This is a genomic window from Kitasatospora sp. NPDC090308 (genome assembly GCF_044769485.1).
Classification (GTDB): Bacteria; Actinomycetota; Actinomycetes; order Streptomycetales; family Streptomycetaceae; genus Kitasatospora; species Kitasatospora fiedleri.
The window spans coordinates 75517-95846 of the sequence record NZ_JBIVXY010000019.1 but is presented as its reverse complement, the minus strand read 5'-3'; the positions used below and the strand labels follow the sequence as shown (position 1 = coordinate 95846).

Here is a 20330-nt window from a genome sequence, read left to right as displayed (position 1 = left end):
CACGTCATTTCCCTTTCCTTGAAAGGAAGTTGGCCGAGTGTTCCGGCCAGGTGTTCACCCCCCGGGGCGGGCCCGATGTGTGAACGGCGCATGGCTGCGGTGTGTCGGCCGAATGGTGTCCTGCCCGGCCGGGACCGTCTGGTGCCGACCGGTCCCCGGTGGTGGACTTCGGTCGGCGGGAGCACCCCTCGGTGGCCCTGCTGGTCAAGAACCGCTCGCGGCGTGATGCCACATCCCGGGAAGGGGGTGACGCACATGGAGACCACCACGATCATCGTGACCCGCGAGGCCAAGACCCCGCGCAACCCCACCTGCTGAAACGGCGTCTGACGCGGGGCGCCGAGCGCGCCCCCGAGCCATCCGCACCACAACGACGTCGGCAGCGTGCCGCTGCCCCAGCGGCGGTTCTTGATCGCCACGGCCACCGAGCAGCACCGCCCGCACCCGCGCGCACCGCGGAGAACCGGAGGGCAGCACCTTTGAGCGGGCCAGTAGCACCACTGGGCATCGGGCTCCAGTACAACCCCGAGGTCGCCGAGTGGTTCCCCTTCCACGAGTCGCGCATCGACGCCGTCGAGGTCCTGCTCGACACGGTGATCGCGCCGCTGGACAGCCCGCAGGTCATCCTGCCCGACCGGCTCGACGAGATCGACGCCCTGGTGGCGGCCGAGCCCACCGTGATCGCCCACTCCAACTACGGCGCCGAGTTCGGCTTCGAACCGCTGGAGCGCACCGCCGCCGTCCTGCGCCACGTCCCCGCCGCGAAGCTGTTCGGCAGCCCCTGGATGAGCGACCACTGCTTCTACGGGGACGGCTCCTGGTCCGACATGTGGAGTTCGCCGGTGCAGTTCTCCCGCGCCGAGGTGGACCGGCTGGCCGGCCGCGCCGCCCGCCTGCAGGAACTGCTGGGCGTGCCGCTGGCGCACGAGAACGCCGCCTACTACGCGCCCTGCCCCGGCGCCGACCTGGACGAGCCCGACTTCCTCGCCGCGCTGGTCGAGAAGGCCGGCACCCACCTGCACGTCGACCTGCACAACATCCACACCAACGCGGTGAACTTCGGCCGCTACACCCTGGCCTCCTACCTGGACCGGCTGCCCCTGGAACGGGTGGTCGAGGTGCACGTCGCCGGCGGCAGCTGGTCCGGCGGCACCTACCACGACTGGCACGACTCCCGGGTGCCCGAACCGGTCTGGGAGACCCTGGAGGACCTGCTCGGACGCTCCCGCCCCGGCGCCGTCGTCCTGGAGGTCCAGGGCCGCGCCCACTCCTCCCGCACCCGCGAACTCGACCCGCTCGCCGACGCCGAACTCATCCTCGGCGACCTGGAACGCGCCGCCGCCATCTGGGACCGGGTCTACGGCCCGCACAGCCGCCGCACCACCGCCGCCACCGGGACGGAGGCGCGGGCGTGAAGGCCGAACACACCTGGCGGCTGTGGCGGCGCGTGCTGCGCGAACCCGCGCTGGCCGACGCCGTCGTCGCGGGCGACGTCCGGGCCCGCGCCGCCGAACTCGGGCTCACCCCGGCCGAGACCGAGATCGCCGCCGTGTACGCCGAGAACGGCCCCGGCGTGCAGTGGGCCGTCGACGCCTACCGCTACCGCCTGCTGCGCGTCACCCGCGCCGCCGTCGCCGAGGGCGCCCCACTGACCGCCCGCGCCCTGCGCCAGCTCGGCCACGACCCGGACGCCCTGGTCACCGACTACGTGACGGCCACCGGCTGGGCCGACCGCGGCCCGTACGTCTACACCGTCACCGCCGAGTACCTGCACCGCCTCGACCGCACCCTCCCCACCGGACCGTCCACCGCCGCCCTGCGCGACGTACTGCGACTGGAACGCACCGCCGCCGAACTGATCGCCCGCAACGCGACGCCGGGAACGGCCCCGAAGGGCGGCCCTCCGGCTGAACCCGCCCCGGTGAGCGGTGACTTGGCCGGGACGGTCCCGGCGGGTGGTGCTTCGGTGGGTTCCGCTTCGCAGGGTGGCTCTTCGGCTGAACCCGCCCTGGCGGGCGGCGGCTTGGCCGGGTCAGTCGCGGCGGGTGGTGCTTCGGTGGGTTCCGCTTCGCAGGGTGGCTCTTCGGCCGAACCCGCCCCGGCGGGCGGCGACTTGGCCGAGCAAGTCGCGGTGGGTGACGCTTCGGCCAACCCCGTTCCGGAGCGCGGTGCTCCGGCCGGGACGGCCCCGGGGGGTGCAGGTGGCGGGGAGTACCGCTGGACCGGGCGCGGGGCGGTCGTCCGGTGGGAGCGCGACGTCCTGGGGTGGCTCGCCGATCCGGTCGGGGGTGGGCTCGACCGGGCTCCCGAGCGGTCCGGGGCGGTGCTGGTCCGCCTGGACGGGTCGGCCGAGCTGTACGCCCTGACCGGCATCGGCGCCCCCGCCGCCCGGGTGGCCGAGGGCCTCGCCGCCGGGCTGCCGCTGGCCGAGATCGCCGCGGGCGTCGGACTCGACCCCGACGACGCGGGCCTGCGCGGCCTGCTCGGCTCGCTCGCCGAGTGGGGCCTGCTGGACGTGGCACCGTGCTGAGCGCCCGCCCCGTCCACGCCGACGGCCCGGACCATGCTGGCCGCGCAGGCCGCTCAGGTCTCTCCGGCCGCTACGGCCTGCTGTGGGCGGCGAGCCTGGTCTCCTGCGTCGGCGACGGCGTGCTGCTGACCGCCGGGCCGCTGCTGGTGCTCTCGCTGAACAGCAACCCGACCGTGGTGGCCAGTGCGCAGGTCGCCGTCACCCTGCCGTACCTGCTGCTCGGCGTGGTCGGCGGCGTCGCCGTCGACCGGATGAACCGCCGCCGCCTGATGGCGGGCCTGGACTTCACCCGCAGCGCCCTGCTGCTGCTGGTGGTGCTCTCGCTGCTGGCCGGGGTGGCCCGGATCCCGCTGCTGCTGGTCACCCTCTTCCTGCTGGCCGCCGCGGACACGGTGTTCCGCACCGCCGTCCAGACCACGCTGCCGGCCCTCGTCCCGGCCGGGCGGCTGGTGCGCGCCAACGGGCGGCTGATGGCGGCCGAGACGCTGGGCACCGAGTTCCTCGGTCCGGCCCTGGGCGGGCTGCTGTTCGCCGCCGCGGTCTCGCTGCCGTTCGTGGTGGACGGCGTCTCGTTCGGCCTCTCCGGCGTCCTGGTGCTGCTGGCCTTCGCCGGGCTGCGCACCGCCCCCGCCGAGGAGGCCGCCCCCGCGGCGGCGGGTCAACGGCCCGGGGTGCGCGGGGTGCTGCGGGACGCGGGCGCGGGGCTGCGCTGGATGTGGGGCGAGTCCACGCTGCGCTTCCTGTCGGCCTCCTCCGCGACCATCAACTTCTTCACCGGCGCCACCAACGCCGTGATGGTGCTGTACGCGCACGACGTGCTGCACCTGGGGAAGGCCGGGTTCGGCCTGCTGCTGTCCTGCGCGGCGGCGGGCGGGGTGCTCGCCGGGCTGGTCTCCGGCCGGATCGCCGAGCGACTGGGCGTCACCCGGACGCTGGCCCTCGCGGTCGGCCTGCAGGCCGTCGACCAGACGGTGATGCTGCTGGCCAGCAGCCGGCTGCTGACCGTGCTGGCGCTGAGCTGTTCGAGCTTCGCGGTGGTGCAGTTCAGCTCGGTCAGCCTGGCCCTGCGGCAGTCGACCATCCCGAAGGAACTGCTCGGCCGGGTGACCAGCGTCTACCGGATGCTGGCCTGGGGCTCGCTCCCGGTCGGCGCGATGACGGCGGGCCTGTGCGTCGGCTGGTTCGGCCTGCGCTCCACCTTCGCCCTCGGCGCCGTCGCCCTCGCGGTGCTGGCGTTCCTGGTGCTCACCCGGTCCGCCGCGCTCGGACTGGAGATCCCCGTCCCGACCGACCCCCGGCCCCCGGGCCCGCCGCAGGCTGCGGCGGGGGCGGCGGCCGAGGGGACCGACCGCCTCCAGGAGACGCCGTGAGTGAAGCGACCGACAGCCTCCCCGCGTTGACGGCGGACCTGGCCGTGCTGCGGGAGACGTCCGACCTGCTGGACGTCGGCGACGGCATCGTGCCCGTGGACACCCGCTGGAGCTTCTCCGGCGGCACCCCGCAGAAGTTCGACAACCACGTCAGCAAGAGCGTCCCGCTGTACGCCGAGGGCCACGCCCTGATCAGCCAGTGCGTGGAGTTCTTCAGCCGGCGCGGCGGCCTGATCATCGACGTCGGCTGCTCCACCGGCACCCTGCTCGCGCAGATCGCCGCGAAGGACTGCTGCAAGGACGTGTCGCTGATCGGCTTCGACATCGAGGCGGACATGGTGCGGGTGGCCCGCCAGCGCTGCCGCGAGCTGGAGAACGTGACGATCCGCCAGGGCGACATGCTCTCGGTCGACTACAGCGGCGCGAACGCCGTCATCATGTACTACACGCTGCAGTTCCTGCCGCCGGGCGACCGGCAGACCGCGATGAGGATGGTCTGCGACGGCCTGGTCGAGGGCGGCGGCCTGCTGCTGTTCGAGAAGACCCTGGAGCCGGACTCGCGGACCCAGGACATCGTTCAGCAGCTCTACGCGGAGTTCAAGTTCGACAACGGCTTCGACCCCGGCGAGATCTACCAGAAGGCGCACAGCCTGCGGTCGGTGATGGCCCCGCAGCGCAGCGCCGAGACCCACGAACTGCTGCGCCGGGTCGGCTTCACCAGCATCTCCACCATCCAGAAGTACCTTCACTTCGAGGGCATCCTGGCCATCAAGTAGGCCGTCGAGCAGGCCGTCGAGCAGGCCGTCGAGTAGGCCGTCGAGTAGGTCATCGAGTAGGCCGTCGAACAGCGGAGAGGAGCGGGGCGCGGCGATGAGACTGGACGGGTTCGACTTCACCTCGACGGACTGGAGCACGGTGCCGGCCGAGGTCAGGCCCGGCGAGAGCGGCACCGTCAGCCAGCGGGTCCGGCACTTCGGCGGGGTCCGGGTGCGGCTGGTGGAGTACAGCCCCGGTTACGCGGCCGACCACTGGTGCCGCAAGGGCCACGTGCTGTTCGTGCTGGGCGGCGAGCTGACCACCACGCTGGACGACGGCCGGGTGGTGGTCACCCCGCAGGGCGCCAGCTACCAGGTCGCCGACGAGCGGGAGGCGCACCGCTCCAGCACCGAGCACGGCGCTACCCTGCTGATCGTCGACTGACGCGCGGCAGCGCCCCCGGCCGGTGACCGGCCGGGGGCGCTGGCGGGTGCCCAGCCGGGGCGCTCAGCCCGGGGCGCTCAGTCCAGGGTGGTGGACAGGCCGCCCGCCGAGCGGCAGTAGCCCTGGATCTCCTTGTCGCCGATCTGGGCGCACAGCCGCCCGGCGGCGCCCGCGCTGGTGTCGTTGACGGTGTAGTAGCTGACCAGGCCCTGGGTGCACGCCTTGCGCTGCCAGGTGTCCTTGGCGGTGGCGCACTGCTGGGCGGCCCAGTCCGGGCGGTCCAGGTTGTACTTCATGGTGCGCGAGCCGGCGCCCCGCGAGCAGTCCTCGCCGCCCCCGCTGGCCTGCGCGTTCAGGCACCACTGGAGGGCCTGGGCGAACGCCTCGGGGTGGTTGGCGTAGTCGTGCGAGGAGAGGAAGAAGGTCGGCGCGTAGAAGAAGCAGGCCGACTGGTAGAGGGCCGGCTGCTCGGGGCACGGGTAGAGCGGCTCGGCGGCCAGTTTGTCGGCGGGGAGGTTGGCCTTGGCCTTCTCGTCCTCCTCGTCGGGCGCGAACAGCTGCATGAAGACGCCCTCGGAGCAGGTGATCCGGCGGCTCTGGCTGGGGAACTTGTCGCACAGCGCGCGGGCGGCCGGGATGTCCTGCTTGGTGACGAACATGATGCCGTGGCCGACGCCGTGGATGCACGGGCCGGTGTTGGCGGGCGCGCACAGGGTCAGGATGTCGCTCTGCGGGTCCTTGGAGTTGGCGAGCATCTCCTCGACCGCGCCGTGCAGGTAGCCCGCCGCGCAGGTCTCGTGCGGGAAGGAGATCACCTTCTGGAAGTCCTGCTGGTAGCGCGCCACCGCGGCGTGCCCGAGCTCGTGCGCGATCGGGTGGCAGAACCGCACCGTGTACGGCTTGTCCTTGGTGATCTTGTCGAGGTCGGCGAGGGCGACGCCGGGGTCGGTGGCGGCCATCTCGGCCATCAGCTTGTTGCGCAGGGTCGACCTGGTCCACACCGCCGGGTCGCCGGTGGGGGAGGGGGAGCCGGTGGCGTCGGGCACGGCGCCGGGGCGCTGGCCGTCCGCGCCGGTGGCGGCGCTCGCGGCGGCGGGCTTCGGCGTCCAGTCGGTCACCATGACGGACCCGAGGCCGAGGACGGCCAGCAGGACGGCGGTGACGACGGCGAACACGCGCGGTTGCATGACGGACGTTCCCCCTGTGATCGACACGGACGGTGCACGGCCCATCCTGCGGGGTGACCGCCGGAAACCGGGACAGGGACACCGCCGACGGGGTCAGCCGCCCGCCACGATCACCCGAACACCGCCCGCGCGCCGTCCCTCCGACGGCGGCACCACATCATAGGTGCGCCCCCGGACGCCCGACCGCCCACTACTCCCCGCTCCGCCGCGGTCCGCCGGGAGGGCGCGTACGGCCGCTGTGTCTGGTGATCCTGCCCGGATTCGGGCAGGATCTTTGGCAAATGAACACTTCACGCCTAGGCTCCCGATCCGGACCTGCCTCACCGCACCCTCACGAGGACCTGCTCGCCCACCTCGCCAGGACCACTCCACTGGCCCCCGGGGAGGCCGCGCGGGTCGTCGCGGAAGTGCTGGCGTACTTCGCGGAGACCACCGAGGAGTACGTCCGCCGCCGTCACGGTGAGCTCCAGGCCCGGGGTCTGACCAACGACCGGATCTTCACCCGCCTCGCCGGGGAGCTGGCCGCCCGCCGGGTGGCCGCCCCGCAGCTGTCGGCCCGTCAGCTGCGGCGGATGGTCTACGGCTGACGGGAACGGCCCCGCCGCCCTCCCACGACTGACAGGAGCCCACGTCATGTGCGGAATCGTGGCCTACATCGGCCCCAAGGACGCCTCCCCCTTCCTGCTGGAGGGACTCCAGCGGCTGGAGTACCGCGGGTACGACTCGGCGGGCGTCGCGGTGGTCGCGCCGGCGACCAAGGGCTCCCCGGCCAAGCTGCGGATCTGCAAGACCAAGGGCCGGGTCGCCGACCTGGCCGCCGCGCTGCCCGCCCGCTTCAAGGGCGGCGCCGGCATCGGCCACACCCGCTGGGCCACCCACGGCGTCCCCTCCGACGCCAACGCCCACCCGCACACCGACAACGAGGGCCGGATCGCCGTCGTCCACAACGGCATCATCGAGAACGCCGAGGAGCTGCGCGCCAAGCTCACCGCGGACGGCGCGGTGTTCCGCTCCGAGACCGACACCGAGGTGCTCGCCCACCTGATCGCCGCGCACCGCGCCCGGGGCGGCGAGCTGGAGGACGCGGTGCGGGCCGCGCTGGGGCTGGTCGTCGGCACCTACGGCATCGCGGTGCTGGACGCCGAGCAGGCCGACCGGATCGTGGTGGCCCGCAACGGCAGCCCGATCGTGCTCGGCATCGGCGAGAAGGAGATGTTCGCCGCCTCCGACGTCTCCGCGCTGGTCCGCTACACCCGCCAGGTCGTCCACCTGGAGGACGGCGAACTGGCCACCGTCCGCGCCGACGGCTTCCGCACCTTCACCGAGGACGCCCGCACCGTCACCCGGCAGCCCTCGACGGTCGACTGGGAGGTCGGCTCCTACGACACCGGCGGCTACGCGCACTACCTGCTCAAGGAGATCCACGAGCAGCCCGGCGCGGTCGAGCGCACCCTCTCCGGCCGGCTCGACGAGCGCTTCGCCACCGCGCACCTGGGCGGCCTCAACCTGGACGCCCGCGAGCTGCGCGAGATCCGCCGGGTGAAGATCCTCGGCTGCGGCTCCGCGTACTACGCGGGCGAGATGGGCGCCCAGCTGATCGAGGAGCTGGCCCGCATCCCCGCGCACTCCGAGCCCGCCTCCGAGTTCCGCTACCGCAACCCGGTCATCGAGGCCGACACCCTGTACGTCGCGGTCAGCCAGTCCGGCGAGACGTACGACACGCTGGCCGCCGTCCAGGAGGTCAAGCGCAAGGGCGGACGGGTGCTCGGCGTGGTCAACACCGTCGGCTCGGCGATCGCCCGCGAGTGCGACGGCGGGATCTACCTGCACGCCGGCCCGGAGATCTCGGTCGCCTCCACCAAGGCGTTCACCTCCACCGTGGTCGCCTTCGCGCTGCTGGCCCTGCACTTCGGCCGGGTGCACGACCTCTCGCCCGCCGACGGGCGGCGGATCGTCGCCGCGCTCAAGGCGCTGCCCGGGCAGATCCGCGAGGTGCTCGACCAGCAGGAGGCGGTCGCGGAGCTGGCCGCGGAGTACGCCGACAGCCAGGGGATGATGTTCATCGGCCGGGTCCGGGGCTACCCGGTGGCCCGCGAGGGCGCGCAGAAGCTCAAGGAGATCTCCTACGTCCACGCCGAGGCGTACCCGGCCAGCGAGCTCAAGCACGGACCGCTCGCCCTGATCTCCCCCGAACTGCCCACCGTCGCCCTGGTGCCCGACGACGAACTGCTCGACAAGAACCTCACCGCGCTCGGCGAGATCAAGGCCCGCGAGGGCCGCGTCCTGGCCGTCGCGCACCGCCCGATCGAGTCCCGGCTCGCCGACCACTGCCTGGTCGTCCCCAAGAGCGAGCCCGAACTCGACCCGCTGCTGCTCAACATCCCGCTCCAACTGCTCGCCTACCACGCGGCGGTGGCGCTGGACCGGGACGTCGACAAGCCGCGCAACCTGGCCAAGAGCGTGACGGTCGAGTAGCGGCCGCCCCGGTGCGGGCACGCGAACGGCCCGGGCGCGCTCCGTGGCGCGGCCGGGCCGTCGATCGTCGGGGTGGGGCCGGGGGTCAGGCGCCCCGACGCGCCCACAGCGGGGTGACCAGCAGGATCAGGACGGCGGCGGCGCCGATCTGGAAGAGGTGCCGGATCCAGTCGATGCCGTTGGTGTCGGCCACGCCGAACGCGCTCGCCAGGGCGTTGCCGATCAGGCCGCCGACGATGCCGAGCAGGATGGTGAGCCACAGCGGGATCGGCTGCCGCCCGGGGATGACCAGCTTGGCCAGCACACCGATCACCAGACCGGCGATGATCGCCCAAAGGATCGACATGGTTCCTCCTCGTCCTACGGATTGACGGCCCCAGCGGCGTCGTGCCGAACGCATGCCCGGCCGACGGCCGCTCATTCCTGTGAATTCGCTGGGAGAACGCGGTTGTTCGGCGCGGCATGGAACTACCTCCGGCGGGCAATCGTTCCGGGCGGCCGGCGGCGGAGGGTCCGCCCGCCAGGGGCCGCGCGAGCGGAGGCACCAGCGTGAGCGAACAGCGGGAGGACCTCGACGTGTGGGCGTACCGGGACGCCTCCGGACGTCCGGTGGGTGACCTGGTCGGGTACCACGTGGAGGCGGTCGACGGGCCGATCGGCAAGGTGGACCGGATGGCGGAGGACCTCGGACCGCAGTACCTGGTGGTCGACACCGCGCCGTGGATCTTCCACCACCGGGTGCTGCTGCCGGCCGTGACGGTCCGCCAGGTCGACGAGGAGCGGCGGACCATCACGGTCGACCGCACCAAGGAGGAGATCGGGGCCGCCCCGCCGCTGGTGCGGGCCGAGCAGCACGCCGACCTCGACCTGCGGGCCGAACTGGCCCTTTACTACGGCCCGTTCTACGGCAACCGGCTGCCCTGAGGGCCGTGGGGGCGTTCGATCCGGACGCCGGGACGCAACGAAGTCGGCCTCCCCGCCCGGAGTCGGGCGCCCACCCCCTCGGTGCGGCCCGAGACGTGCGGCGATCTCCTCCACCCGTCCGGGTGGAGGAGATCCGGGCCGGGGGTGACGGGACCTTCCCCCCGGTCGCCGAACTCGCGGCGGCTGCGGCCCGCGCAGCGGCGAGGCGCACGCCGTCAGCGTCCACGGCGGGGAGGACCGCGCCCGCCGCTTCCCGGTGCGGCCAGGAGCGCGGGACGTTCAGGTATTCAGCCGTCCGATCACGCCTCCGCCGGGGTTCGGTCGTACCGGACAGTCGGTGATGACCGGGGCCGGCGGAAGGATGGAGTACGACCCGGCGCGGTCGGCGCCGCGGGTCTCCCGAGGTCTTGCGGGCTGGTGATCGGGTCAGAGAAATTGCTTGTACGTGCAAGCCTAATGGGCCCTTAAATCTTCGGGAAAGGAAAATTCGGGGCGCCAGGATCTTGCATGCGCATGTACTCTTCTGCCAGGCGACACCTTGCAACGGAGGCCCCCATGGCAACTTCATCCCACGCGCCCCTGCGCACCTCCGACCAGGCCGCATGGAACCGGGTGCTCTCGCTCCACGCTTACGTGGAGCGGGAACTGGCCCTGGCGCTGCAACGGCGGCACGGGATCGGGCTGTCGGAGTACCGCTCGCTCGAGCACCTGCACCACTCCAAGACGAGCGAGCTGCGGATGCAGGACCTGGCCGACAAGGTCGGCCTGGGGCAGTCGTCGGTGACGCGCCTGGTGGGCCGCCTGGAGACGGCCGGCTTCGCCTTCAAGGACCTCTGTCCGTCGGACAAGCGGGGCGTGTACGCCGTCATCACGGACGAGGGGCGCCAGCGCTACCAGGCCGCCCGCGCCACCTACGCGGAGGTCCTGTCGTCCGCCCTGAACACCTTCACCGCCGACCCCGAACTGGGCCCCACGGTCCAGGCCCTGCGCGCCATCCAGGTCTGACCCGCGCCGGCCCGGCGGCCGGCCGCCCCGACCCCGCCCCGAACGCGGAACGCGTTCGGGGTTTTTGCTTGAACATGCAACTCTTGTGGCCTACGTCACACTCACTTCGCCAAGTACATGCTTGACCAAGCATCCAGTTGGTTCGGTAACTTCAACGTCGACACCGCACGAATTCGAACAGCCGGTCGGCACTCGTCCCGACGGCTGAGCCGACCGCGAGGAATCCCGCCGTGCCATCGTCCCTCCTGGCCGAGACCGTCGCCGCTCACGGCGAGAACCGGCCCCACCGCACCGCGCTCCACTTCGACGACCGGGCCGTCACCTACGGCCGGCTGAACGACCTGACCGGGAGCCTGCGCGCCCACCTGGCGCGGCTGCGACTCCCGGCGGGCAGCACCGTGTGCGTTCCGGCGCACAAGGACCCGCAGACCATCGCGCTGCTGCTGGCCGTCTTCCGCGAGGGCCACATCGCCCTCGCGCCCTCACCGAGCCTGGGCAGCGCGGCACTCGAACGCCTGGCGCACCAGGCCCGCGTCTCCCACCTCCTCACCGCCGCCGACGACGGCGCGCTCACCGCGCTGCCGGTACGGGCGGAGCGGAGCGAGGCCGAGGGGTTCGCGGTGCCGGACCCGGCGCGGACCCAGCTGCTGCTGACCACCTCCGGCTCGACCGGCACGCCGAAGATCGTGCCGATCGAGACCGCCGGGTTCGACGCCTTCGCCGACTGGGCCGTCGACGAGTTCGCGCTCACGCCGGACGAGACCGCCCTGTCCTACGCACCCCTCAACTTCGACCTCGCCCTGCTCGACGTCTGGACCTTCCTCCGGCTCGGATCGAGCGTCGTCCTGGTCGAACAGCAGCGGGCGACCGACGCCGCGCACCTCGCCGCGCTGGTCAGCCGGCACGACGTCACCTTCGTCCAGGGCGTGCCGATGATGTACCGGCTGCTCCTGGAGGGAGGCGGCACCTTCGCCGCCGTGCGCCACGCGGTCTTCACCGGTGACCGCATGCCGGTCGACCTCCTGCGCCGCGTCCCACCGGCGTTCCCCCGGGCCGCCTTCCACAACGTGTTCGGCTGCACGGAGACCAACGACTCCTTCATCCACCGCGTCGATCCCACCGCCGTGGACGGCCCGATGCCCATCGGCCGTCCCATCCGCGGCACCGACGCCCTGGTCGTCGACGCCGAGGGCGCGCGCCTCGACTCGGCGGGCACCGGTGAACTCCTGGTGTCCACGCCGTTCCAGACCGGGGGCTACCTCCGGCAGGACCTGAACGACGCGGTGTTCACCCACCTCGACGGCCGGGTCTTCTACCGCACCGGCGACATCGTCACCCGCACCGCCGAGGGCCTCCACTTCCTGGAGGGGCGCGCGGACTGGCACGTCAAGGTCAGGGGCGTCCGCACCAACCTGCAAGAGGTGGAGAACGTCATCACCGCCCACCCGGACGTCGCCGAGGCGGTGGTCGTGCCGCTGCCGGACCCGCAGGCCGGCGTCCGGCTGCACGCCCACGTCACCCGGCGCCCCGGCACCGACCTCACCAGCCTCCGGCTGCGCACCCACCTGGGCCGGCAGCTACCGCGCCACGCCATCCCGGCCTCGGTGCACCTCACCGCCGCTCCGCTGCCCCGCACCTCGACGGGCAAGCCCGACCGGAACCTGATCAAGCAGAACCTCACCAAGGGGAGTGACGCATGAGCACCACCGCCATCGCCGCCGAGGTCCGCGCCTACATCGTGGACCAGTTCCTGGCCGGGGAGGACGTCTCGGACCTCACCGGCCACTACGACCTGCTCGACTCCGGAGTCATCGACAGCCTCGGCCTGGTGAAGATGCTCGGGCACCTCACCTCCGCCTACCGGCTGCCGGTCGACGACATCGACTTCGGACCGGACGACTTCCGCACCATCGACGCCATCGTCGCGATGATCGCGGACCACCGCCCGGCCGCAGCCGCCTGAGCGACCGCTCCGACGGTCCGGCCCCCGAGCCGCCCGGGCCGACCGTTCCGGCTGCTCGGCTGCTCCGAAACCGCTCCCGTCCGCTCCCCCCGGTCCGGCCCCTGCACCGTCCCGCCCGACCGGTCGCACCGCACCGCACCGAACCGACGCACCACCCGATTCCGAAGGAGAACCAGAGAGATGTTCACCCGCAGCCTCGATGACGTCGCCGCAGTCGAGTGGGGCAACGGTCTGAGCTACCGGCTCCTGACCAAGCGCGACGGCATGGGCTTCGCCGTCGCCGACACCCTCGTGCGCAAGGGGACTTCGAGCGCCCTGCAGTACCGCAACCACCTGGAGGCCTGCTACTGCATCGGCGGCTCGGGCGAGGTCGTGGAGAAGGACGGCACCCGTCACAAGATCGTGCCGGGCACCATCTACGTCCTGGACCAGCACGACCCGCACTACCTGCTGGCCTCCGCCGACGAGGACCTCCACCTGGTGTCGATCTTCAACCCGCCGATCAACGGGGACGAGAAGCACACCCTGTCCGAGGACGGGTTCTCCCAGTACTGAGCCGCCGCCGCCCCTCCGGCCGCCAGTGCGCCGCCCGGCCCGGTTCCCGCTCACCGTCGGGGCCCGGGCCGGGCACCCGGCCGCGCGCGTCCGAGTCCGTGGCCGTCCGCGCGAGCCGGCGACCGTCGTCATGGCACGACCCCGATCCACTGTTGCCCGATCCACTGCCGAAACGGACCCCAGGATCTCCCGTGACCGATGACCTCTTTCACCTCACCGCCCCGTGGGCCGAGCAGCTGAACGCCGACACCCGCGAGCTGGACGCGGCCGGCGCCTTCCCGTACGGCAAGTGGAAGGCGATCCAGGAGAGCGGCCTGCTGCGCGTCCCCTTCGCCCCGGAGTTCGGCGGCGCCGGCCGCAGCCTCACCGAGACGATGCGCGCCCTGGAGGGACTGGGCCACACCTCCCGGGACGCGGGCCTCTCGTTCTCGGCCTCGACGCAGATCGTGTCCGTGGGCACGCCCCTGCAACGGTTCGCGAGCCACGAACTGAAGGAGGAGCACCTGCCGAGGATCGTCTCCGGCGAGGCGATCACCGCGCACGCGATCACCGAACGGTCCGGCGGGTCGGACGCGGTGAACCTGGCCACCGTCGCCCACCGCGACGGGGACCACTACGTCGTCACCGGCGACAAGATGTTCATCACCAACGCTCCGGTCGCCGACCTCTTCCTGCTCTACGTCCGCACCGGGAAGCCCGGCCCCTTCGGCCTGACCACCCTGCTCGTCGACGCCGACACCCCCGGCTTGACCGTGGGCCCCGCGATGGACAAGATCGGCCTGCGCACCAGCCCGATCGGCACGCTCGCCTTCGACGGCATGCGGGTGCCGGTCGGCCGGCGGGTCGGCCCGGAGGGCGCCGGGTTCCGGGTCCTGGACTACGTGATGAAGCGCGAGGTCCTCTTCGGCTTCTCCATCACCCTCGGCGAGATGACCCGGCGCCTGGAGGAGACCATCGCCTTCGCCAAGGAGCGCCACCAGTTCGGCCGGCCCATCAGCTCCTACCAGGGCGTCTCCCACAAGATCGCGGACATGAAGATCCGGGTGGAGACCGCCCGGAAGTGGCTCACCGACACCGGCGCCAAGGTCGAACGCAACGAGGACGCCTCGCTCGACCTGGCGGTCACCAAGACCGTCGTGTCCGAGGCCAACGTGCAGACCGCGCTGGACGCGGTGCAGATCCACGGCGGACGGGGCGTGCTCACCGAGCACGGGATCGAGCGCGACCTGCGCAACTCGATCGCCGGAACGATCTACTCCGGGACATCCGAGATCCAGCGCAACCGCATCGCCATGCTCCTCGGACTCTGAGCGACGGGAATTCCGACATGACCGACCCGATGGACCACCTCACCCGCCCGACCGAGTTCCTCGACCACCAGACCGAGGAGGTGCAGGCCTTCATCGACCACGCCGTCAAGGACCGCTCCGCCGACCGCCGGACCAACGCGGTCGAGCTCTACTACGCGGTGCGCGACGGCGTCGACTACGAGGTCTACGGCGCCCCGCTGACCCGGGAGGGCCTCCGGGCCTCGCACACCGCCACCACCAAGTCCGGTTTCTGCCTGCACAAGTCCGCGCTGTACGCGGCCGCCGTGCGCGCCCTGGGCATTCCGTCCCGCCTGGTCTACGGCGACGTGCGCAACCACCTCGCCTCGCCCCGGCTCCTGGAGCACGTCGGCGGCGACGTGTTCTTCCACGGTCTCACCCAGGTCCACCTCGAGGGCAGGTGGGTCAAGGCCACCCCGGTGTTCAACAAGCTGCTCTGCAAGCTGTACGGGATGCGGGCCCTGGAGTTCGACGGGCTCAGCGACAGCCTGCACCACCCCCACGGGGGCGGCGGCGCCATGGAGTTCCTCACCGACCACGGCGCCTTCGACGACGTCCCGTACGACTTCGTCCTGGAGACCATGCGCCGCAAGCACCCCAAGTTCCTCGACGCCGGCGGCACCGGCACCGTCAGCGGTGGCCGCCTGGCCGACGAGTCCGCACCCACCCGGTAGGAGAGAAGCCCGTGACCAGCACCCCCTCGCCCGTCGACGGATGGGACGCCTCGACCCGCATCGGCGTCGTCGTGCCGCACGCGGACGTCGGCCCCGAGGCCGAACTGCAGGCCGTCGCCCCGGCCACGGTGTCCGTCCACGGCTCGCGCGTCCACTTCGCCGCCATGCGCGCGGGCGGCGAGATGGACGAGAAGATCCCGTACGACCCGATCCTGTCCTTCGTCCGGGCGCCGTACCTGGACAACGCCGTGGAACTGCTGGCGGCCTCCCCGCTGCACGCGCTCGCCCTGGGCTTCACCTCCTCCAGCTACGCGTTGAAGGCCCGGGGCGAGCGGGAGCTGTACGAGCGGCTGCTGCCCGTCACCCGGGGCCTGCCGATCACCGGGACCACCAAGGCCGCCCGCGCCGCCTTCGACGCGCTCGGCGCCCGCCGCATCGCGGTGGTCAACCCGCCGTGGTTCGACGACACGCTGTCGGGCCAAGGTGCGGACTACTTCCGCGAGTTCGGGTACGACGTCGTCCACCACGGCCCCTGCGGGCTGCCCTCGAACCAGAAGGCCATCACGCCCGAGAACCTGTCGGAGTGGATCCGCACCACGGTGGCCGCCCACCGGCCGGAGGCCGTCCTGGTGGCCGGCAACGGAATCCGGGCGGTCGGCACCATCAGGGCCCTGGAGCAGGAGCTCGGCTTCGACGTCGTCACCGCGAACCAGGTGATCCTCTGGCACGCCCTCCACCTCGCCGGTGCCGCCGCCACCGCCCACGGCATCACCGACTACGGACACCTGTTCACCACGACGCCCAAGGACGACCACGCGTGACCCTGCCGGACGCCCACGGCCGCGGGGCCGTCCTCGGAACCCCGGAGGGCGCACGACCGCCCGCTCTCCGGTGGCACTCGTGCGCGGGTCGATGAGCGCGTAGGGACGCCATCGGCCGCGGGTGGCCGCACCGGTGGTGAAGTTCCACGCCCACCCGGCCGGGACCCACCGGTCCGGCCTCCTTTCCCGAGGCCACGGGCCGATCGACCCGCGCGCCACCGCGAGGATCCCGTCCGCCAACCGGACCCGTTCGTGCCGTTTCGTGATCCGATCCGCCGCGATCGCGCCACGGCGCGCGGGGAGTTGGCGAAGTGGCGACCGGAATCCCTTTTCCCCCGGAAAAAAATAGTGGTCATTCCTTAATGTGGGTGGCCGTGCGGAAATTTCGCAGCCGCGACACCGGAGGGGAAACTATGAGGGGATGGGACTCCGTGGCCCTGTTCACGGATCAGCTCTTCGGCCACCTGCGCAGGGCCGACCAGCGCAGGTGGGCCCACGCGTACGTCAACGGCCTCCTCAGGACACCCGGCAAGAAGTCCATCCGCCGGCTCGCGGCCGTGGCGTGTGACTCCCCGACGGCATCGCAGGCCCTGCACCAGTTCATCAACGAGAGCCCCTGGGAGTGGGAGCCGGTGTGCGACCAGTTGCGCCGGTGGGCCGAAGCCCAGGTCCGGCCCAGGGCCTGGACGGCCGCCCCCGTGGTCCTGCCCAAGCGCGGTGAGAAGTCGTGCGGAGTGCACCGCCGATTCATCCCGCAGACCGGACGCACCGTCAACTGCCAGGTGAGCGCGGCCGTTTTCATGTCGACGGACGCGGGCGAACTTCCCGTCGGCTGGTGCCTCGTCCTGCCCGAGCCGTGGGCCCGGGGCCCCCTGCGCGAACGCGCCCGCATCCCGTGGACCGTCACGTCCTCGCCCGAGGGCCAACTCCTCGACGTGCTCGACGTGGTGGTGCGGCGTTCGCAGTACGAGCCCGTGCCGGTCGTCGTCGACCTCGACGGCTACCTGGACCCGCGCCGGCTGCTCGACGGACTGATCGAGCGCCGGCTGGACTTCGTCGTCGCGATCCCCGACGGCTTCCTGCTGGCCCCGCTGGAGCCGCAGTCCTCCGGTGCGCGCCGGCCGGTGATCGCGGCGGCCCGGGTGTTGAGCGACCGGGGCGCGGAGGCCCGTCCCGCCGCCGCGAGACCCGGCCGGGGGCCGGTCCAGGACAGCATGGTCCAGGCGCCCGGAGTCGTCGCGGCCGACCAAAGACCCCAGCCGCTCCGCCTGTTCGCCCAGCCTGACGGCCGTCCGGAAGGTCCGGGCCAGCTGTGGATCACCAACATGGCGCACCGTCCGGTGGAGGAGCTCTTAGGGTACGCGGAGCGGCACCCGGCGACCGGCGAGGCCGTCGATCTGCTCCAACGGCGCTTCGGGCTGCGGGACTTCGAGGGCCGCTCGTTCCCCGGCTGGCACCACCACATGGCGCTGGTGTCGGCCGCCTTCATCTACAGCCGTCTGGTGGCCGACCCGGCCCGGCGGGGCTCCCGGCCCGGCCCGGAGGAGGGGAGCGGCGACGGGCCGAGGCCGCCGCTCGGGCCCGGAGCACGGTGGGCGGAGGAGAAGGCTCCGAGCTATCCCGTCGCGGTCTGAACCGGCCGTGCGGGGCCGGGGAGGCGGGCCGGTGGCCGGCCTCCCCGTTCTGACGGTCCGGCAGTGCCCACCGGCCGTCACGGGCCCGTTCCGATAGTTGCGATTGACAGCAAGATGTATGTTCATGCAAACTCTACCTGCGCGCTCGAGTTTTCTGCGGGCTCAGATAATTTGTACATACAAGCAACTACTGGGGATTCCATGCCTGAAGTCACGGCGCCCATCGCCCGCCCCCCGGCCGCGGTCTGAGCGGGGGAGCAGCGGTGCGCACTTCCGAGCTTTCACAGAGCGAGCTGACCGAGTACGCACGTGAGGCGGTACGGATCAGCCGCGAGCACGTCGCCGGGGGCGGCATCCCGTTCTCCGGCGTCGTGGTCAACCGCAACCGGATCCTCGGCACCGGCGTCAACCGGGTGCGCGAGGACAACGACCCCACCGCGCACGCCGAGGTGACGGCACTGCGCGAGGCCGCCGCCGCGCACGGGCTGCACGCCACCGCCGGGGCCACCCTGTTCGCCTCCGGCGAGCCGTGCGCCCTGTGCTACATGGCCTCGCTGTACTTCAACGTCAGCCACATCGTGAACGTGGTCGACCGCAAGACGGCCGCCCGGTACGGCTTCGACTACACGAGCTCGTACTCGATCTTCGCCGACGATCCGGAGAACTGGCCGATCAAGGTCACCTGGCTGCGGCTCCCGGAGGGGACGAAGCCGTTCGAGGAGTTCCTCGCGATGGAACGGGGGCGGTCATGACCGGTACGGCGACCGGCAAGGTCGGCATCAAGGTCTGGTCGGACTACGTCTGTCCGTTCTGCATGCTCGCCGAGGGACCGCTGCAGGAGGCCGTCCGCGACCTCGACGTCGAGATCGAGTGGATGCCGTTCGAGCTGCGACCCCACCCGGCTCCGACCCTGCGTCCGGAGGACCCGTACCTGCCGGCGATCTGGGAGCGTTCGGTCTACCCGATGGCCCGGCGGATGGGCGTGGACCTCACCCTGCCGACGGTCTCCCCGCAGCCCTACACCCGGCTCGCCTTCGAGGGCTACCAGTACGCGGCCGAGCACGGCAGGGCCGCGGAGTACACCCCGCGCCTCCTGCGGGCCTTCTTCCAGGAGAACCGGGACATCGGCCGGATCGAGGTCCTCGCCGACATCGCCGCCGAACTCGGGCTCGACGCCGACGAGTTCAGCCAGGCGCTGATCGCCGGCAGCTACACCGAGACCCACCGGGCGGCGCTGCGGACCGCCGAGGCCTTCCGCGTCTCCGTCGCTCCCACGATCATCATCGACGGGCGCCACCGCATCGAAGGCGTTCCCACCGCGGCCCAGATCCGCAAGGCCGTGCTCGACGCCCGGGCCGAACAGGCCGCCGCCGGCGACGCCCCCGCCTGCCGGATCGACGGGTGCTGACCTGACCCGAGCGCCGGACCGTCGCACCGGCCGGCCGGCGGAACGTCGCTGACGCCGTCGACCGGCCGTGCCACCCGGGTGCGGCGCGACGCCCGATCACATCGGCCCGCCGGGCCGCCCGGCAGCCCCGTCGAGCCCGGACCGGCCTGCCCCGCCGTCCGCTCCCGCCCGTCGGCGCGCAGCGGAACACCGCCTCGCCGTTGCCGCCCCGCCCGCGACCTCCCGTGCCGCAGACCCGCGGCGGACCGTTCCCGCTCCCTCTTCCCCCGGCGCAACACCGACCTCCAACGAACGAAAGGACCAGCCATGCAGTGGTTCTACCTCGCGATCGCGGACATCTTCGAGATCGCCGTCGCGATCGCGGCCGGTAAGGCCGAAGGCTTCAAGAACCGTACGTGGACAGCCGTGACCCTGATCACCGGCGCTCTCGGAACCTTCTTCCTCAGCAGGGCGCTGCTCACCTTCGACGTGGGCGTCGGGTACGCGATCTGGACCTCCGTCGCCGGCATCGGCATCACCCTCCTCGGCGCGCTGCTCTTCGGGCAGCGCCTGAACTGGCGCAAGGCCGTGGGCATCGTCGTCATCATCGCCGGGGTCGTCGGCCTCCAACTCAGCGGCGCCGCCTGAGAATCCCGCCCCGTCCTCGTCCCCGTCCGACCCATCCCTCGAAAGGACTTCCACACATGTCCGACACCGGGCGCACCTCGGCCAATTCCTGGATCGTGCTCCTACTCGCCGGCGGGTTCGAAGTCGGCTACGCGCTCTCCGTCGGCGGAAGCCACGGCTTCACCCGCCTGACGTGGTCCCTGGTCGCCGTCGTCTTCTTCCTGCTGACGCTCTGGGCGCTGAGCGTCGCACTGCGCACCATCGACGTCAGCATCGGCTACGCCGTGTGGGCCGGTATCGGCTCCGTCGGCGCGGCGCTGCTGGGCCCCGTCATCTTCGACGAGACCCTCACCGCGGTCCAGGCCGTGTGGCTGGCCGTGATCATCGCCGGAGTGATCTGGCTCAAGCTCGCCGACCGGCCGGCGAAGACCCCGGAGGACGCGGCCGCGCCGCTGGAGGCCAGGACCGTGGACGCCTGACGGGTGCCGCCGCCGGAAGCACCGCGGTGCCGCTCCTCGGCCACCCGACCGAGCCGGGGCCCGGTCGGGTGGCCGAGGAGCGGCCGAGGTGTCGAGGAGGTGCACCCCGGATGCCGGAGCCGACTGCCGCAGGGCGCGGGGGTCGCCTCGCCGGTCCCGGGTGGCGGTCGA

The 20330-nt window shown here is 72.2% G+C and carries 22 protein-coding genes; 20 read left to right on the top strand and 2 right to left on the bottom strand.

The genetic code is table 11. The annotated features are described in order from the left end of the window. The first annotated feature begins 479 nt into the window (after positions 1–479). The 5 genes from ACIQVD_RS30815 to ACIQVD_RS30795 all read left to right on the top strand — a co-directional run bounded on the left by ACIQVD_RS30815 (position 480) and on the right by ACIQVD_RS30795 (position 5100). On the top strand, positions 480–1415 hold the full coding sequence (locus tag ACIQVD_RS30815; protein ID WP_402292394.1) for a DUF692 family multinuclear iron-containing protein: 936 nt from the start codon (positions 480–482) through the stop codon (positions 1413–1415). Next, positions 1412–2530 carry a hypothetical protein gene (locus ACIQVD_RS30810; RefSeq protein WP_402292393.1) on the top strand — a complete coding sequence of 373 codons (1119 nt, stop codon included), beginning with the start codon at positions 1412–1414 and terminating at the stop codon, positions 2528–2530. The genes ACIQVD_RS30815 and ACIQVD_RS30810 overlap by 4 nt, the downstream gene beginning before the upstream one ends. Then, on the top strand, positions 2524–3900 hold the full coding sequence (locus ACIQVD_RS30805; RefSeq protein WP_402292392.1) for an MFS transporter: 1377 nt from the start codon (positions 2524–2526) through the stop codon (positions 3898–3900). Before ACIQVD_RS30810 ends, ACIQVD_RS30805 begins: the two co-directional genes overlap by 7 nt. Beyond that, positions 3897–4676 (top strand): methyltransferase domain-containing protein, encoded by a 780-nt coding sequence (locus ACIQVD_RS30800; protein WP_159072982.1) that lies wholly within the window; start codon positions 3897–3899, stop codon positions 4674–4676. Before ACIQVD_RS30805 ends, ACIQVD_RS30800 begins: the two co-directional genes overlap by 4 nt. 94 nt (positions 4677–4770) lie before the next feature. After that, the gene (locus ACIQVD_RS30795) at positions 4771–5100 is read left to right on the top strand and encodes a DHCW motif cupin fold protein (RefSeq protein ID WP_400685581.1); all 330 of its coding nucleotides are present in this window, start codon (positions 4771–4773) and stop codon (positions 5098–5100) included. A 77-nt stretch (positions 5101–5177) separates the two neighbouring features. Here ACIQVD_RS30795 and ACIQVD_RS30790 read toward each other — a convergent pair whose 3' ends face one another. Beyond that, positions 5178–6287 carry a hypothetical protein gene (locus ACIQVD_RS30790; protein ID WP_400685578.1) on the bottom strand — a complete coding sequence of 370 codons (1110 nt, stop codon included), beginning with the start codon at positions 6285–6287 and terminating at the stop codon, positions 5178–5180. Between the two features lie 281 nt (positions 6288–6568). On the opposite strand from ACIQVD_RS30790, the gene ACIQVD_RS30785 reads away from it, so the two are divergent. Then, the gene (locus ACIQVD_RS30785) at positions 6569–6874 is read left to right on the top strand and encodes a hypothetical protein (protein ID WP_400685575.1); all 306 of its coding nucleotides are present in this window, start codon (positions 6569–6571) and stop codon (positions 6872–6874) included. 46 nt (positions 6875–6920) lie between these two features. Then, entirely contained in the window at positions 6921–8762 is a 1842-nt protein-coding gene (gene glmS, locus ACIQVD_RS30780) for a glutamine--fructose-6-phosphate transaminase (isomerizing) (RefSeq protein WP_400685572.1), read from the top strand. Positions 8763–8847: 85 nt separating this feature from the next. On the opposite strand, the gene ACIQVD_RS30775 is transcribed toward glmS, so the two are convergent. After that, positions 8848–9108: a GlsB/YeaQ/YmgE family stress response membrane protein gene (locus ACIQVD_RS30775; RefSeq protein WP_100834933.1), complete on the bottom strand. Its 261-nt coding sequence runs from the start codon at positions 9106–9108 to the stop codon at positions 8848–8850. A 203-nt stretch (positions 9109–9311) separates the two neighbouring features. Between ACIQVD_RS30775 and ACIQVD_RS30770 the strand changes: the two genes are divergently transcribed. From ACIQVD_RS30770 to ACIQVD_RS30710, 13 genes are all read left to right on the top strand, one after another. Continuing rightward, complete coding sequence (locus ACIQVD_RS30770; protein WP_282204788.1) at positions 9312–9686, top strand: PRC-barrel domain-containing protein; 375 nt, start codon at positions 9312–9314, stop codon at positions 9684–9686. 555 nt (positions 9687–10241) lie between these two features. Next, entirely contained in the window at positions 10242–10691 is a 450-nt protein-coding gene (locus ACIQVD_RS30765; protein WP_100834932.1) for a MarR family winged helix-turn-helix transcriptional regulator, read from the top strand. 230 nt (positions 10692–10921) lie between these two features. Continuing rightward, positions 10922–12391, top strand: a complete 1470-nt coding sequence (locus ACIQVD_RS30760) for an AMP-binding protein (RefSeq protein WP_400685567.1) — start codon at positions 10922–10924, stop codon at positions 12389–12391. After that, positions 12388–12654, top strand: coding sequence for a phosphopantetheine-binding protein (locus ACIQVD_RS30755; protein ID WP_400685564.1), 267 nt, complete (start codon positions 12388–12390; stop codon positions 12652–12654). Before ACIQVD_RS30760 ends, ACIQVD_RS30755 begins: the two co-directional genes overlap by 4 nt. A 180-nt stretch (positions 12655–12834) precedes the next feature. Then, positions 12835–13209, top strand: coding sequence for an ectoine synthase (locus tag ACIQVD_RS30750; protein WP_282206411.1), 375 nt, complete (start codon positions 12835–12837; stop codon positions 13207–13209). Between the two features lie 191 nt (positions 13210–13400). Then, a complete protein-coding gene (locus ACIQVD_RS30745; RefSeq protein ID WP_402292391.1) occupies positions 13401–14519 on the top strand; it encodes an acyl-CoA dehydrogenase family protein in 1119 nt (372 codons plus the stop codon). Positions 14520–14536: 17 nt separating this feature from the next. Next, positions 14537–15211, top strand: coding sequence for a transglutaminase family protein (locus ACIQVD_RS30740; RefSeq protein WP_400685558.1), 675 nt, complete (start codon positions 14537–14539; stop codon positions 15209–15211). 11 nt (positions 15212–15222) lie between these two features. Beyond that, a complete protein-coding gene (locus ACIQVD_RS30735) occupies positions 15223–16032 on the top strand; it encodes a maleate cis-trans isomerase (protein ID WP_400685555.1) in 810 nt (269 codons plus the stop codon). Positions 16033–16463: 431 nt separating this feature from the next. Next, positions 16464–17666, top strand: coding sequence for an IS701 family transposase (locus tag ACIQVD_RS30730; RefSeq protein ID WP_402292390.1), 1203 nt, complete (start codon positions 16464–16466; stop codon positions 17664–17666). A gap of 263 nt (positions 17667–17929) precedes the next feature. Continuing rightward, the gene (locus ACIQVD_RS30725; protein WP_402292389.1) at positions 17930–18418 is read left to right on the top strand and encodes a nucleoside deaminase; all 489 of its coding nucleotides are present in this window, start codon (positions 17930–17932) and stop codon (positions 18416–18418) included. Further along, entirely contained in the window at positions 18415–19074 is a 660-nt protein-coding gene (locus tag ACIQVD_RS30720; RefSeq protein WP_400685546.1) for a DsbA family protein, read from the top strand. Before ACIQVD_RS30725 ends, ACIQVD_RS30720 begins: the two co-directional genes overlap by 4 nt. Positions 19075–19380: 306 nt before the next feature. Further along, positions 19381–19701 carry a multidrug efflux SMR transporter gene (locus ACIQVD_RS30715; protein WP_100834922.1) on the top strand — a complete coding sequence of 107 codons (321 nt, stop codon included), beginning with the start codon at positions 19381–19383 and terminating at the stop codon, positions 19699–19701. A gap of 56 nt (positions 19702–19757) precedes the next feature. Further along, the gene (locus tag ACIQVD_RS30710) at positions 19758–20159 is read left to right on the top strand and encodes a multidrug efflux SMR transporter (RefSeq protein ID WP_100834921.1); all 402 of its coding nucleotides are present in this window, start codon (positions 19758–19760) and stop codon (positions 20157–20159) included. Positions 20160–20330: the final 171 nt, after the last annotated feature.

What these genes read in the sequence shown, in the direction of transcription:
- ACIQVD_RS30795 (WP_400685581.1), top strand. Translation starts at nt 4,771, where the DNA reads ATGAGACTGGACGGGTTCGACTTCACCTCGACGGACTGGAGCACGGTG.
- ACIQVD_RS30790 (WP_400685578.1), bottom strand. Translation starts at nt 6,287, where the DNA reads ATGCAACCGCGCGTGTTCGCCGTCGTCACCGCCGTCCTGCTGGCCGTC.
- ACIQVD_RS30785 (WP_400685575.1), top strand. Translation starts at nt 6,569, where the DNA reads ATGAACACTTCACGCCTAGGCTCCCGATCCGGACCTGCCTCACCGCAC.
- glmS (WP_400685572.1), top strand. Translation starts at nt 6,921, where the DNA reads ATGTGCGGAATCGTGGCCTACATCGGCCCCAAGGACGCCTCCCCCTTC.
- ACIQVD_RS30775 (WP_100834933.1), bottom strand. Translation starts at nt 9,108, where the DNA reads ATGTCGATCCTTTGGGCGATCATCGCCGGTCTGGTGATCGGTGTGCTG.
- ACIQVD_RS30765 (WP_100834932.1), top strand. Translation starts at nt 10,242, where the DNA reads ATGGCAACTTCATCCCACGCGCCCCTGCGCACCTCCGACCAGGCCGCA.
- ACIQVD_RS30755 (WP_400685564.1), top strand. Translation starts at nt 12,388, where the DNA reads ATGAGCACCACCGCCATCGCCGCCGAGGTCCGCGCCTACATCGTGGAC.
- ACIQVD_RS30750 (WP_282206411.1), top strand. Translation starts at nt 12,835, where the DNA reads ATGTTCACCCGCAGCCTCGATGACGTCGCCGCAGTCGAGTGGGGCAAC.
- ACIQVD_RS30740 (WP_400685558.1), top strand. Translation starts at nt 14,537, where the DNA reads ATGACCGACCCGATGGACCACCTCACCCGCCCGACCGAGTTCCTCGAC.
- ACIQVD_RS30720 (WP_400685546.1), top strand. Translation starts at nt 18,415, where the DNA reads ATGACCGGTACGGCGACCGGCAAGGTCGGCATCAAGGTCTGGTCGGAC.
- ACIQVD_RS30715 (WP_100834922.1), top strand. Translation starts at nt 19,381, where the DNA reads ATGCAGTGGTTCTACCTCGCGATCGCGGACATCTTCGAGATCGCCGTC.
- ACIQVD_RS30710 (WP_100834921.1), top strand. Translation starts at nt 19,758, where the DNA reads ATGTCCGACACCGGGCGCACCTCGGCCAATTCCTGGATCGTGCTCCTA.